Below are 15,098 nucleotides of genomic sequence, written 5' to 3' on the forward strand. Positions count from 1 at the left end.
AAAGTTGTTGCCGCGCTGAAACGAGTAAGCACACATGGCGACTTTATGCACAGCGCTGGAATAATCAGCTTTTTTCGCCCAGTTTTACCTGCTGCCAGGCCGCTTCCATCTGCTCCAGCGTGGCGCCCGGCATGCTTAACCCCTGTGCTGCGATGATCGCTTCGACTTCGCGGAACCGGCGCTCAAACTTGTCATTGGCCTTTTGCAGCGCCGTTTCCGCTTTACTGCCAAGATGGCGCGACAGGTTAACGGTGGCGAACAGCAGGTCACCCATCTCCTCTTCCAGCTTTTCACTGTCCACCACGCTCTGCTGTGCTTCGTGCATCACTTCATCAATCTCTTCATGCACTTTTGCCACCACCGGCCCCAGCGTAGTCCAGTCGAATCCCACATTGTGACAGCGCTTCTGAATCTTATGAGCACGCATCAGTGCGGGCAGCGCTTTAGGAATGTCGTCCAGCGCTGAATGCTGGGCTTTATCAGCCCGTTCGGCGGTTTTAATCGCTTCCCAGTTTTTCAGCACGTCACTGCTGGTTTCTGCCGTGGCATCGCCAAAAATGTGCGGATGACGGCGCTCCAGCTTGTCACTGATGGCGTGACAGATATCCTCAAAATTAAAGCGATCCTGTTCGCTGGCCATCTGCGCATAGAACACCACCTGAAACAGCAGATCGCCCAGTTCGCCGCGCAGATCGTCAAAATCTTCGCGCTGGATGGCGTCCAGCACTTCGTAGGTCTCTTCCAGCGTATAGGGCGCGATAGAAGTGAAGGTCTGTTCACGATCCCACGGGCAGCCATGGAGGGGATCGCGCAGGGTTTTCATGATGCCAAGCAGGCGCTCAATAGCGTTCATTCAGACGGGTCCTTGAGTAGTCAGGTGACAGGAAGCGGGCAAGGAGGCGAGGCGTATAACAGTGCCGGACGGGATGAACCGCGTCCGGCACTCTCAAGTACCGCAGAAAACGTCCGCGCAACCTCCTGTTGCCGGTTGCCGCAGTGCAGCTGAATATCAGTGCAGGCGGCGGGCGTCAATAATATCAGAGACCTGGTTCAGGCGCGCCAGGACACGTCCCAGTACCTGATGGTTGTAGATCTCAATATCCATGTCGATGGTCGCCAGCTGCTTTTTAGTGTCGCTGCGGCTTGAGACGCCCAGTACATTCACTTTCTCGTTGGCGAGAATGGTAGTGATGTCACGCAGCAAGCCGCTGCGATCGTTGGCGGTGACGCGCACCACCAGCGAGTAACCGCTGGAGTAGCTCTCGCCCCACACGGCATCGACGATACGTTCCGGCGCATGTGAAATCAGTTCAGAGAGCTGGTCGCAGTCGGCGCGGTGAATTGAGATGCCGCGCCCCTGGGTGATAAAGCCAACAATATCATCGCCCGGAATCGGCTGACAGCAGCGGGCAATGTGGTGCATCAGATTGCCTACGCCCTCGACGACCACGCGTCCACTCTCTTTGCGTGCGGGCTGCGAGTAGGATTTCTGGGTCAGCTGGCGCAGCGCTTCGCGATCTTCCTCTTCAGCACTCGGCTTATTCAGCTTCGCCTGCAGGAAGTTAACCATCTGGTTAAGACGGATATCGCCGCCGCCAATGGCCGCCAGCAGCTCCTCCAGTGAGGTCACGTTATAGCGCGGCAGCAGCAGTTTTTCCGCTTCGCGCAGGCTGATATCGAGCTGATTCAGTTCGTTATCCAGAATCTGCCGTCCGGCGATAATGTTCTTGTCGCGATCCTGTTTTCGGAACCAGTTGTGGATCTTCGAGCGTCCACGGCTGGTCGTGATATAGCCCAGATTCGGATTGAGCCAGTCGCGGCTCGGGTTCGGCTGTTTCTGGGTGATCACTTCAACCTGATCGCCCATCTGCAGCTGATAGGTGAACGGCACGATGCGACCACCGATTTTTGCACCGATGCAGCGGTGACCGATGTCACTATGAATATGATAGGCAAAGTCGAGCGGCGTCGAACCGGCCGGCAGATCCACCACGTCACCTTTCGGGGTGAAAACGTAGACCCGGTCGTCGAACACCTGACTGCGGACCTCTTCCAGCAGCTCGCCGGAGTCGGCCATCTCTTCCTGCCAGCTAATCAACTTACGCAGCCAGGCAATACGCTCTTCATGACCCGCCGCGCCGCGCGCGCTGCTGGAGGTTGGCCCCTCTTTATATTTCCAGTGCGCCGCCACGCCCAGCTCGGCATCTTCATGCATCTGGCGGGTACGGATCTGGATTTCCACCGTTTTACCCTGCGGCCCTAACACCACCGTATGAATTGACTGATAGCCGTTGGGTTTGGGGTTAGCGACGTAGTCATCAAACTCACTGGGCAGATGGCGATAGAGCGTATGCACCGTACCCAGCGCGCCATAGCAATCCTGCAGGCGATCGGCCACGATGCGCACCGCCCGTACGTCAAACAGCTCATCGAAGGCCAGCGACTTTTTCTGCATCTTGCGCCAGATGCTGTAGATATGTTTCGGGCGACCATAGACTTCGGCGCGCACTCCCTCTTTGGCCATCTCTTTGCGCAGGTTGCTGACGAAGTTATCGATGTACTGCTCGCGGTCGATTCTTCGCTCATGTAGTAATTTGGCGATGCGCTTATATTCGTCGGGATGCAGGTAGCGGAAGCAGTAATCTTCCAGCTCCCATTTGAGCTGTCCAATACCAAGACGGTTGGCCAGGGGCGCATAGATGTTGGTGCTCTCTTTGGCGGCCAGCACCCGCTCATCTTCCGGCGCATCTTTCATTTCGCGCAGGTTCATGATGCGTTCGGCCAGCTTGAGCACCACGCAGCGAAAGTCTTCCACCATCGCCAGCAGCATGCGGCGGACGTTATCGACCTGTTCAGAGGCCATGGAGTCGTTATGGATCGCTTTCAGCTGGCGGATGGCGTCCATATCGCGCACGCCGTGTACCAGCGAGACGATGCCTTTGCCGACGGCAGTTTCCAGCTCCTCTTCACTCACCACTTCATCGTTAGCCAGCGGGAAAATCAGCGCCGCACAAAGGCTTTCAATATCCATGCTGAGCATGGAGAGGATTTCCACCATCTCAATACCGCGCCACAGGAGCAGCGACTGATCGGGATGGCCCTGCGTCTGCGCTTCGCAGTAGCGCCAGGTCTCAGCAACGCGTTGACAGGATTGCGGGTTGGCAATACCGAGACTGGCGATCCACTGGTCGAGGGCGAAGTCCCCCTCAGTATTTAAATGCGCACTTCTGACCGCAACCATAACCTCTCCTGCACAACGACATTCATCGCTTATGTTTTTCTGAACAGCACCATGGATTCGAGATGACGGGTATGTGGGAACATATCCAGCATCGCGACCCTTTCCAATTGGTAGCCTGCCGACAGCAATGTCTGACTGTCGCGGGCGAGTGTTGTGGGATTACACGAAACATAGACCACGCGTTCTGGTGCAAGTTTAACCACATGCGCCATGACGCCCGCAGCCCCGGCACGTGCCGGATCGAGTAATACCTTGTTAAATCCCTGTGCCGCCCACGGCTGGCGCGACACCTCTTCTTCCAGATTATGCTGAAAGAAACTGACATTTTTAAGATTATTCAAATCAGCATTATACGCTGCCTGCCGTACTAATGCTGCAATCCCCTCCACACCAACCACATTATGTACGAAGATTCCTATAGGAAGTGTGAAGTTTCCCATGCCGCAAAACAGATCCAGCACCCGGTCTTCCGGCTGCAGATCGAGCCAGGCGATCGCCTTCGCGACCATCTGCTGATTAACCGCATCGTTAACCTGAATAAAATCCTGTGGGCTGAAGGTTAGCTTAAGCTGGTGCGAATGATAAAACGGCGTCGATTCACTTAACGCGGTCAATGCTTCATCACCGGCATCCAGGAACAGCATAAGCTGATGCTTATGCGAAAACTGTTCCAGTTTTTCACGATCGCTGGCATGCAGCGCATCAAGATGGCGCAGAATCATCAGCGGGCCGTTATCCGCCAGCACCAGTTCCACATGTCCGGGACGCCTGACGGCGCGCAACTCACTGAGGCACTGGTGCAGCGGAACCAGTAACGCTTCAAGTTCGGGCGCTAAAATGGGGCAGTGCTGAATATCGACCAGATCGTTGCTGGCTTCCTGACGAAAGCCCATCTGTAAGCGTTGCGCTTTATTTTGCCATTGCAGACCCAGACGGGCGCGACGACGGTAGCCCCAGGGCTGACCGGCGATCACCTCATCTACCGCCACGTTCTGTGCTGCGGCCTGGCTCAGCATCCGGCTCAGGGCCTGGGATTTGCTCTGCTGTTGCAGCGCCACATCGGCATGCTGCTGCTGGCAGCCGCCGCAGCGATCGTAGTGCGGGCAGCGCGGCGTGACGCGCTCCGGGCTGCGGCTAATCAGTCGTGTCACTTTCGCCCGGGCAAATTGACGTTTATCCTCTGTCAGCACGACCTCCGCCTGTTCACCCGGCAGAGCACCCGTGACAAAAAGGGTTTTGCCCTTGTGGCGCGCCACCCCCTGCCCGAACGGGTCGAGCTCCTCAATGGTGACGGTGATCCGTTGTTGCGTCGTCACGCGCTGTTTTGCAACGTAGAATTGCGCCATAGTGTTATTCATTCTCTTTATCGAAAACGGCCTGCATCGTTTTGCCGACAGCATGCACAGGGACGTTAATGCCGGAGTAGCCAGGCGACTATTATGACCAAATACAGCCTGCGGGCGCGAATGATGATTTTAATCCTGGCACCCACGCTGATGGTTGGCCTGCTGCTCAGCTCCTTTTTTGTGGTGCACCGCTACAACGAACTGCAGCGCCAGGTGATTGATGCCGGGGCTAACATCATCGAACCCCTGGCGATCTCCAGCGAATACAGCATGACGTGGCACAACCGTGATGCCATGCGTGAACTGGTCAGCCTGCTGCACCGCCGCCATTCCGGCATCGTCCGGGCCATCTCGGTGTTTGATAATCACAATCAGCTTTATGTCACCTCGAACCACAAGCAAAACCTCAGCCTGCTGCAACAGAATGATATCCGCGCCCTGCCTGACGATGTCTCAATGGAGCGCCACGGCAGCCTATTAATTCTGCGTACGCCGATTACTTCTGAGCGTTACGATGTGGACGAATTACCGGATGAAGATGCCAAGCCAGCGGGCAATCCGCTGGGCTATGTGGCGATTGAACTGGATCTGCAGTCGGTGCGGTTACAGCAGTACAAAGAGGTGTTTGTTGCCACGCTGATGCTGCTCTTCTGCCTCTGTCTTGCCATGCTATTTGCTTATCGTCTGATGCGCGATGTCACCGGCCCGATCCGCAATATGGTCACTACCGTTGACCGCATCCGTCGCGGCCAGCTCGACAGCCGCGTTGAGGGCTACATGCTGGGTGAACTCAACATTCTGAAAAACGGCATTAACGCGATGGCGATGTCGCTGACCGCCTATCACGAAGAGATGCAGCACAATATCGACCAGGCAACCTGGGATTTAAGAGAGACGCTGGAGCAGCTGGAAATTCAGAACGTTGAACTGGATCTGGCGAAGAAACGCGCGCAGGAAGCCGCACGTATCAAATCTGAGTTTCTGGCCAATATGTCGCATGAGCTGCGAACGCCGCTCAATGGCGTGCTGGGCTTTACCCGGCAGATGCTGAAAACCCAACTGCGCACCACCCAGCGCGACTATATGCAGACCATTGAGCGCTCGGCAAATAACCTGCTCAGTATTATCAATGACGTCCTCGATTTTTCGAAGCTGGAAGCAGGCAAGCTGATGCTGGAGGCAATCCCCTTCCCGCTGCGCGCCACGCTGGATGAAACCCTGGTGCTGCTGGCGCCGTCGGCGCATGAAAAGGGGCTGGAGCTGACGGTGGTATGTGACAGCAGCGTACCGGACAACGTGATTGGCGATGCGCTGCGTCTGCAACAGATTCTGATCAACCTGATTGGTAACGCCATCAAGTTTACCGAGCAGGGTTACATCGGCATGCGCGTCGGACAGCGGGTGATTACCCAGTCGCGCGTCGAGCTGGAGATTCAGGTTGAGGACACCGGCATCGGCATCTCTGAGCAGCAGCAGACACAGCTGTTCCAGGCGTTCCGTCAGGCTGACGCCAGCATTACGCGCCGCCATGGCGGCACCGGGCTGGGTCTGGTCATCACCCAGAAACTGGTGCGGGAGATGGGAGGAGAAATCACCTTCAGCAGCCAGCCGGATCAGGGGTCGACCTTTGTGATTCGCGTACAGCTGGATCTTAATCCCAATGCACCCGGTATGCCTCGCGTGCTGGATGCGCTGTCCCATGCGCGCATTGCCTATGTGGAAGCGGATGCTAACGTTGCCAGCGCCGCGCTGGAGATGTTAAGCGCCACTCCATTGCAGATCGACTACAGCGAAACGCTGGAAGGTTTGAAAGAATCTCACTATCCGCTGCTGCTGATGGCGATGCCGGTCGGTATCAGCCAGCCTGCACTACTTAATGAGCGCCTGATCAATGGGCTGCTGGATCGGGCAGACAACGTGCTGATGGCCCTTCCCAGCCCGATGATGTTGCTGGCTGATGAACTGAAGGTACGCGGCATTGACGGCTGCATTGCTAAGCCGATCTCACTGACACGGCTTCTGCCGATGTTACTGGATCTCCATACCCGTCAGATCAGCGAGCTGCCGCTGTCACCGCGTCTACCGCTAACGGTGATGGCGGTGGATGACAATCCCGCCAACCTCAAGCTGATTGGCGCGCTGCTGGAGGAGCAGGTGCAGAACATCCTGCTGTGCAGCAGCGCCGAACACGCCATCCGCGCAGCGCGTCAGCAGTCGCTGGATGTGATTCTGATGGATATTCAGATGCCCGAAATTGATGGCATTCGTGCCAGCGAAATTATCCGGGGTCTGCCGCATCACGCGAATACACCGATTGTGGCGGTGACCGCACATGCGATTGATGGCGAGCGTGAGCAGCTGATCAAGGCGGGCATGAATGACTATCTTGCCAAGCCGATTGATGAGAGCAAGCTGAGACAACTGCTGGCACGCTATACGCCGCCGCCAGTGGTCTCCCTGCCGGAACTGCAGCCGATATTACCGACGCTGGACTGGCAGCTGGCGCTGCGACAGGCGGCGAACAAACCGGATCTGGCGCGCGATCTGCTACGCATGCTGCTGGAATTTTTACCGGAAGTGCATGCGAAGATGGCGCAGTTTATGGCGGCCAATGAGGTCAACGCCCTGCGTGAAATTATTCACAAGCTGCACGGCAGTGCCAGCTACAGCGGCGTGCCGCGCATGAAGCAACTCTGTCATCAGCTGGAACGCGGGCTACTGGAGGCCAGCGATATCGCTGCGCTGGAGCCGGAGCTGCTGGAGCTGCAGGATGAGATGGAGAACGTCGCCAGAGAAGCCCGGCGACTGTTAGGATTCGGGGAAGTCTGACGGACCTGCTGCCACGCCTGTTATTCGCGCAAACGCTAACCGGCAGGTGCGTTAGCTTCCGCTGACGCACCTGCCTCCGGGGTAAAAGGCTGATGCCGTAAAACTATGCTTACCACCAGCATCACCGTCAGGACTATCAGGCCCGCATTGCCTGGCCTGATAGTCCTGACGGTCAGTGAAATCCGGCCAGTTTTAACGTCGCGGCCACGTTACGCGCTGTCATCTCAACATTCTTTCCGGCATCCGCAAGTGCCTCTTCGAGTGTACAGATGCTGTAGAGCACGCTAAACACTGCATCAATCCCGTGCTGATGCACCACGCCGACATCCGCCGTCAGGCTTCCGGCGATGCCAATCACCGGCTTGTTAAAACGCTTTGCCACGTTGGCAACCCCAATCGGCACCTTGCCATTAATACTCTGGCTGTCGATACGCCCTTCACCGGTAATCACCAGGTCAGCATCTTTGACTTCTTCAGCCAGGCCCAGTGCCTCAGTAACAATCTCAATGCCGCGCCGCAGCTCCGCCTGACAGAAGGCGTGCAGCGCCGCGCCCATGCCGCCCGCCGCGCCGCCGCCGGGAATATGCAGCACATCGATGTCGAGATCGCGGTGAATAATCTCAGCGTAATGGGCCAGCGCCTGATCGAGCTGCTGCACCAGCGCCGGGGTCGCCCCTTTCTGCGGACCGAAAATAGCCGATGCGCCCTCTTTGCCGGTCAGCGGATTCGTGACGTCACAGGCCACTTCAATGCGGCACTGATGGATGCGGGCATCCAGGGCGTCAATATCAATGCTAGCGAGCTGAGAGAGCGCGCCGCCACCTTGGCCAATCTCTTTACCCTGGGTGTCGAGCAATCGGGCACCCAGCGCCTGCATCATCCCGGCACCGCCGTCGTTGGTGGCGCTGCCGCCGATACCAATGATGATGTGGCCGACGCCCTTATCCAGCGCATGTCGGATCAACTCGCCGGTGCCGAATGAGGTCGTGATCAGCGGGTCACGCTGTGATGCTGGCACCCGCTCCAGTCCGCTGGCTGCTGCCATTTCGATATAAGCAGTGGACTCATCGCCGGACAAGCCATAAAAGGCGTCGACCTGCGTGCCCAGCGGCCCGGTCACCTTCAGCCTGACGATTTTCCCCTTCGTCGCCGCCACCATCGCTTCTACCGTGCCTTCGCCACCGTCGGCGACCGGTATTTTCACGTAATGCGCATCGGGGAAAATGTCACGGAAACCCGCTTCAATCGCCGATGCCACATCCAGGGCGGATAAACTCTCTTTATATGAATCCGGTGCGATTACGATTTTCATAGGCAATCCGAGCGCAGTTGAGTAATTAAAACGGCTCCTGACCAGTCCGGTTTGGGGAGACCGGCACCGGGTTTTAGCGGGCGATTTCAACCTTCGCTAACTTCTCATAATAGCAGGCCAGCGCGCTGTGGTCGGCGTTACCCTGTCCATCGTTGCGCAGTGCCTGCATCATCTCCATCACCGCCGCCGTCAGCGGCAGATGCGCCCCGATGCTGTGCGAGGTATCCAGCGCGTTCGCCAGATCTTTGATATGCAGGTCAATACGAAAGCCGGGTTTGAAGTTGCGATCCATCACCATCGGCGCTTTGGCATCCAGCACCGTACTGCCCGCCAGCCCACCGCGAATCGCCTGATAAACCAAATCCGGATTCACACCCGCTTTAGTCGCCAGCGACAGCGCCTCGGACATTGCCGCAATGTTCAGCGCCACAATCACCTGGTTTGCCAGCTTGGTCACGTTGCCTGCACCGATGTCGCCGGTATGCACGACCGATCCCGCCATTGATTTCATGATGTCATAACAGGAATCGAACACGGCTTTATCACCGCCGACCATCACAGAGAGTGTGCCTTCAATCGCTTTTGGCTCGCCGCCGCTGACCGGTGCATCCAGCATTTTTATCTGCTTTTCTGCCAGCGCATCATGCACTTCCCGGCTCGCCAGTGGCGCAATCGAACTCATGTCGATCACCACCAGGCCCGGCTTCGCCCCTTCAATGATGCCGTTTTTCCCCAGGCAGACATCGATAACCTGCGGCGAGTTTGGCACCATGGTAATCACCACATCGCACTGCTCAGCCACCTCTTTTGGCGTTTTCGCCACGGTCGCGCCCAGTTTAGCCAGTTCCGCTTCGTTTTCGGTGTTGTTGTCGCGTACCACCAGCGAATAACCGGCTTTCACCAGATTCTTACTCATGGGTTTGCCCATAATGCCCAGGCCGATAAATCCAATTTTCATTGCGTTTCCCCTTGATTGATTAACGCTTAAATTTGTCGCATAACGTCTGCGAAGCGTTGCGGAACATCCCGACATCGCTGCCGACGGCCACAAAGGTGGCACCCCACTCCAGATAGCGACGCGCGTCCGCTTCCACCGGTGCCAGAATGCCGCTCGGCTTACCGGCGGCTTTGGCACGTTCAAAAATGTGTTTAATCACTTTCAGCACTTCAGGATGCGCAGGCTGGCCGAGATAGCCCAGTGCAGCGGAGAGATCGCCCGGCCCGACAAAAATACCGTCGACGCCGTCAACGGCTGCAATCGCGTCAATGTTGTCGACTGCCTGCTGAGTTTCGATCTGAACCAGCACCGTGATGTTGTCATTAATGGTGCTGTTGTAATCCGGCAACGTGCCGTACATGTTGCTGCGGTGCGACACCGAGACACCGCGAATCCCGGCTGGCGGATAGCGGGTTGAGGCGACCGCCCGCAGGGCTTCCTCTTCGGTCTCGACAAACGGCACCAGGAAGTTGTTAAACCCGATATCCAGCAGGCGCTTGATGATCACCGGCTCGTTGCAGGGCGGACGCACCACGGGCGCGCTATGGCTGCCTTTCAGCGCCATCAGCTGCGGCACGAAGGTCGTGATGTCGTTGGGCGCGTGTTCGCCATCCAGTACCAGCCAGTCGAAACCGGCCAGCCCCAGGATTTCAGTTGAGATCGGACTGGCCAGCGCACACCAGCTGCCAATCAGGGTGTCGCCCGCTAACAGGCGACGACGAAATCCATTAGGCCAGGCTGCATTACTCATGGTTGAACTCCTGTGACGGTGGCTCCGCGGCGGGAGCCAGAAAGGTTAACGTACCAGGCACGGGCGTTTATTGTCGAAAGTCCATCCCGGTACTAAAAATTGCATCGCTTCAGCATCGTCACGCGCGCCCAGTCCCTGCTTCTGATAGAGCGCATTGGCCTGCATCACCTGATCCATATCCAGCTCTACGCCAAGACCTGGCTTCTGCGGCACCTGCACCATGCCGCCTTTAATCTGGAACGGCTCTTTGGTCAGGCGCTGATTGCCCTCCTGCCAGATCCAGTGGGTATCAATGGCGGTAATGGCACCCGGCGCGGCGGCGGCAACATGAGTAAACATCGCCAGCGAAATATCAAAGTGGTTGTTAGAGTGCGAGCCCCAGGTCAGGCCGAAGTCGTGACACATCTGCGCCACCCGCACCGAGCCCTGCATGGTCCAGAAGTGCGGATCGGCCAGCGGAATGTCCACCGACTGCAGCGACAGGGTATGCCCCATCTGCCGCCAGTCGGTGGCGATCATATTGGTGGCGGTGGGCATGCCGGTCGCACGGCGGAACTCCGCCATCACTTCGCGGCCTGAATAGCCCTGCTCTGCACCACAGGGATCTTCTGCGTAAGCCAGCACATCTTTGAGCTGTTTGCCGAGCATGATCGCCTCGTTGAGCGACCAGGCCCCGTTGGGATCGAGGGTAATGCGAGCTTCAGGAAAACGTTTAGCCAGCGCCGTGACCGCTTCAGCCTCTTCACCGCCGCGCAGCACGCCGCCTTTGAGTTTGAAGTCGTTAAAGCCATATTTCTCATAAGCCGCTTCTGCCAGGCGCACTACCGCATCCGGCGTTAACGCCTCTTCGTGGCGCAGGCGATACCAGTCGCACGGATCGTCTTGCTGATTCTGATAAGAGAGCGAGGTTTTAGTGCGGTCGCCGATGTAGAACAGGTAACCGAGCATCTCAACGCGGTCGCGCTGCTGCCCGTCGCCCAGCAGCGAGGCGACGTTGACGCCCAGGTGCTGACCCAGCAGATCAAGCAGCGCCGCTTCGATGCCGGTCACCACATGAATCGTGGTGCGCAGATCAAAGGTCTGGTTGCCGCGTCCGCCCGCATCGCGGTCGGCAAAAGTACTGCGCACCAGGCTGAGGGTATTTTTGTACTCACCCAGCGTTTTGCCGATCACCAGCGAGGCGGCATCTTCCAGCGTCTGGCGAATTTTCTCGCCGCCCGGGATTTCACCGACGCCGGTGTGTCCGGCGTTATCTTTGATAATCACAATGTTGCGGGTAAAGAATGGCGAGTGAGCGCCGCTGAGGTTCAGCAGCATGCTGTCGTAGCCTGCGACCGGAATAACCTGCATGGCGGTCACTTTCGGTGTTGAACTCATCTCCTGCTCCTTATGCTGTTGTCCGGCCAAATGCCGGGCGCTTGCGGTCAAATGTCCAGCCGGGGACCAGATACTGCATCGCGGTGGCGTCGTTACGCGCACCGGCGGGCAGTGACTGATAAAGCTGATGGGCTTTGTTTACCTGCTCCCAGTCGAGCTCAATGCCCAGACCCGGTGCATCCGGTACGGCAATTTTTCCGTTGCGGATTTGCAGCGGGTTTTTCGTCAGGCGCTGGTCGCCCTCCTGCCAGATCCAGTGGGTATCAATCGCGGTGGGATTGCCCGGCGCCGCCGCACCCACATGGGTGAACATTGCCAGAGAAATATCGAAGTGGTTATTGGAGTGGCAACCCCAGGTGAGGCCCCACTCATCACATAGCTGCGCGACACGCACGGCACCGCTCAGCGTCCAGAAGTGCGGATCCGCCAGCGGAATATCGACCGCATTCAGCATCACCGCGTGGTTCATCTCGCGCCAGTTGGTGGCAATCATATTGGTCGCGACCGGCAGGCCGGTGGCGCGCCGGAACTCGGCCATCACTTCACGCCCCGAATAGCCCTGCTCTGCTCCGCAGGGATCTTCGGCGTAGCTCAGCACATCCTGCATCCCTTTACACAGCGCTATCGCCTCGTCCAGCAGCCAGGCACCGTTGGGGTCGACTGTGATGCGCGCCTCGGGAAAGCGCTGCTTGAGCGCTGCCGCCGTAGCGATCTCCTGCTCGCCGGGGAGCACGCCACCTTTGAGCTTGAAATCTTTAAAGCCATATTTATCCGCAGCCGCCTCAGCCAGCCGCACCACGGCATCGCTCGTCAGCGCTTCCTGATGACGCAGGTGATACCAGTCGTGGCTGGCCTGATCGCCACTGAGATAAGGGAGATCCGTCTTGCGGCGGTCGCCAAGATAAAAAAGATAGCCCAGCACCGTGACTTCATCGCGCTGTTTGCCCGGCCCCAGCAGTTCAGCCACCGGGACGCCCAGACACTGCCCCAGCAAATCAAGCAGCGCCGCTTCCAGCGCGGCCACCGCATTGACACGTAGTTCAAAGGTCCAGGCACCGTTGCCAAAAGTGGTGAAGTCAGCCGACTGATTGCCTTTATGTACCTGCTGCACCAGACGGTTCATTCGCGCAATCTGCTGGCCTTTCACCTGCGGAATCGCCTCCACCAGCGTCTGATAGATGGTGTCACCGCCAGGCGCTTCACCCACGCCGGTGTGACCGGCGCTGTCGGTGAGGACCACAATGTTGCGGGTAAAGCAGGCGTTGTGCGCACCGCCAATATTGAGCAGCATGCTGTCATAACCGGCGACCGGGATAACCTGCATCTCAGTAATCACCGGCGAACTTTGCGTATTCATAATGCATCCTTACCGGGCCAGTTTTTCAGTTCGACACGTTTGATATCGCCCGCAATGACCAGGAAGCTGAAGGCTGCGACAAAGGCATGAATGCCGACATAGATCAGCGCGCCCTCAAAGGATCCGCTGGTGGCAATAATGTAGCCGATGGCGATAGGCGTTACGATGCCGGAGAAGTTGCCGAACATGTTAAACAGACCGCCGCTCAGGCCACTGATCTCTTTCGGCGCGGTATCTGCCATTACCGCCCAGCCCAGCGCACCGATGCCTTTACCAAAGAACGCCAGTGCCATAAAGAACACCACCATCCATTCGGTATCGGTGTAGTTACACATCACCATCGAGATAGAGAGCAGCATGCCGAGCACAATTGGCGTTTTACGTGCGATATTCAGCGAGCCGGTTTTACGCATCAGCCAGTCAGAAATTACCCCACCCAGTACGCCGCCGAGGAAGCCACACACCGCCGGAATCGAAGCAATAAAGCCCGCTTTCAGAATCGACATGCCGCGCGCCTGCACCAGATAGACCGGGAACCAGGTAATAAAGAAGTAGGTTAAGGCGTTAACACAGTATTGACCGAGGTAGATGCCCAGCATCATGCGTGACGTCAGCAGTTGCTTAATCTGGAACCACTTCTCGCTCCAGCTCACTTTGCGGCTATCCTTTTTGACATCCATGTTGATCAGCGCGCCGCCCTGCTCCATGTACTCCAGTTCAGCCTTGTTCACGCCAGGGTGATCGGTAGGATCGTGGATCACTTTCAGCCAGATAAAGCTGAGGATGATGCCCAGGCCGCCCATGAACCAGAACACATGCGCCCAGCCCACTTCAGAGACCAGCCAGCCCATGATGGGGGCGAAGATGACAGTGGCGAAGTATTGCGCCGAGTTGAAGATCGCTACCGCCGTGCCGCGCTCCTGCGCCGGGAACCAGGCGGCCACAATGCGGCTGTTGCCCGGGAAGGAAGGCGCTTCGGCCAGCCCTACCAGGAAACGCAGAATAAACAGCGACATAATGATGCCGAAGCCGCTGAAGATATCTACAAATCCCTGCAGCAGCGTAAACAGCGACCAGGTAAAGATGCTCCAGAAATAGACGCGTTTAGAGCCGAAGCGATCGAGCAGCCAGCCGCCCGGAATCTGGCCAATAACGTACGCCCATGAGAAGGCAGAGAAGATATAGCCAAGTCCGACCGAATCGAGACCGATATCTTTGGACATTGCAGAACCGGCAATCGAAATGGTTGCGCGGTCACCGTAGTTGAATGAGGTGACGATAAATAACATCACCACAATCCAGTAGCGGGCATTGGTGCGCTTCTGCACCGTCTCCGCGGTCTGGCTGAAACTATTCATGATGCACTCCTGAAATATAGCGTGAGCTACATTCGCTCTGACTGCATACACATCGCGTTGGGTATCAGAGAGAAGTTGGGTTAAACACGGCGATCTTGTTGTTCTGGCAAACCTTTATTTATCCATCTGCGAGGTGGCAGCTAATGCGCCTCGGTAACCTCTTCAGATGAGTAATACGTCGTGACAGATAACCTGACTTTGGCTAACGGAACCCAGTATAAGAACAGCCTGAAGCGAGCACATTGGCACATCGCCCTGGAATAACGCCGGTGAAGAAGTGATTGTATTGCGGATGCACAAAACCCTGCGGGATGGCTCACGAAAGCGGCAAATAAACGAGCGAAAACCCCCTCAGGTAACGCTTTCTCCCGCTGTTTGTGAGGCTCTTCACTTGCTTCTGGATAATCGCCTCAAAATCATAAGGCGACTTGCCTCAATGGTGGTCATTTGCACAATGCGCGCCCCACGCCGCCTCCCTATACTGAAGATGGCAAACAATCGTGTGACAGGTCAGAACATTACAGCGTGCC

At 57.2% G+C, this 15,098-nt stretch carries 10 protein-coding genes; 1 reads left to right on the forward strand and 9 read right to left on the reverse strand.

Annotated elements, in window-relative coordinates:
• Window positions 1–64: 64 nt before the first annotated feature.
• The 3 genes from mazG to rlmD form a co-directional block, all read right to left on the reverse strand.
• Window positions 65–853 carry a nucleoside triphosphate pyrophosphohydrolase gene (gene mazG, locus AC6I8J_RS14815; RefSeq protein ID WP_161732805.1) on the reverse strand — a complete coding sequence of 263 codons (789 nt, stop codon included), beginning with the start codon at window positions 851–853 and terminating at the stop codon, window positions 65–67.
• A 156-nt stretch (window positions 854–1,009) separates the two neighbouring features.
• Window positions 1,010–3,241 carry a GTP diphosphokinase gene (gene relA, locus AC6I8J_RS14820; protein ID WP_161732807.1) on the reverse strand — a complete coding sequence of 744 codons (2,232 nt, stop codon included), beginning with the start codon at window positions 3,239–3,241 and terminating at the stop codon, window positions 1,010–1,012.
• 29 nt (window positions 3,242–3,270) lie between these two features.
• Window positions 3,271–4,587, reverse strand: a complete 1,317-nt coding sequence (gene rlmD, locus AC6I8J_RS14825) for a 23S rRNA (uracil(1939)-C(5))-methyltransferase RlmD (protein WP_161732809.1) — start codon at window positions 4,585–4,587, stop codon at window positions 3,271–3,273.
• Window positions 4,588–4,680: 93 nt separating this feature from the next.
• On the opposite strand from rlmD, the gene barA reads away from it, so the two are divergent.
• Window positions 4,681–7,416, forward strand: a complete 2,736-nt coding sequence (gene barA, locus AC6I8J_RS14830) for a two-component sensor histidine kinase BarA (RefSeq protein ID WP_161732811.1) — start codon at window positions 4,681–4,683, stop codon at window positions 7,414–7,416.
• Between the two features lie 172 nt (window positions 7,417–7,588).
• Here barA and AC6I8J_RS14835 read toward each other — a convergent pair whose 3' ends face one another.
• From AC6I8J_RS14835 to AC6I8J_RS14860, 6 genes are all read right to left on the reverse strand, one after another.
• Window positions 7,589–8,728, reverse strand: coding sequence for a glycerate kinase (locus AC6I8J_RS14835; RefSeq protein WP_161732813.1), 1,140 nt, complete (start codon window positions 8,726–8,728; stop codon window positions 7,589–7,591).
• 73 nt (window positions 8,729–8,801) lie between these two features.
• On the reverse strand, window positions 8,802–9,761 hold the full coding sequence (gene garR / locus AC6I8J_RS14840) for a 2-hydroxy-3-oxopropionate reductase (protein WP_256497762.1): 960 nt from the start codon (window positions 9,759–9,761) through the stop codon (window positions 8,802–8,804).
• Window positions 9,706–10,476 (reverse strand): 2-dehydro-3-deoxyglucarate aldolase, encoded by a 771-nt coding sequence (gene garL / locus AC6I8J_RS14845; protein ID WP_161732817.1) that lies wholly within the window; start codon window positions 10,474–10,476, stop codon window positions 9,706–9,708. The genes garR and garL overlap by 56 nt, the downstream gene beginning before the upstream one ends.
• Before the next feature lie 45 nt (window positions 10,477–10,521).
• Complete coding sequence (gudD, locus tag AC6I8J_RS14850; RefSeq protein ID WP_161732819.1) at window positions 10,522–11,853, reverse strand: glucarate dehydratase; 1,332 nt, start codon at window positions 11,851–11,853, stop codon at window positions 10,522–10,524.
• Between the two features lie 10 nt (window positions 11,854–11,863).
• A complete protein-coding gene (locus tag AC6I8J_RS14855) occupies window positions 11,864–13,210 on the reverse strand; it encodes an enolase C-terminal domain-like protein (protein WP_161732821.1) in 1,347 nt (448 codons plus the stop codon).
• Window positions 13,207–14,568 carry an MFS transporter gene (locus tag AC6I8J_RS14860; RefSeq protein ID WP_161732823.1) on the reverse strand — a complete coding sequence of 454 codons (1,362 nt, stop codon included), beginning with the start codon at window positions 14,566–14,568 and terminating at the stop codon, window positions 13,207–13,209. The genes AC6I8J_RS14855 and AC6I8J_RS14860 overlap by 4 nt, the downstream gene beginning before the upstream one ends.
• Window positions 14,569–15,098 lie beyond the last annotated feature (530 nt).

It is taken from the genome of Pantoea sp. X-Soil-ISGK-355 (assembly GCF_059730805.1).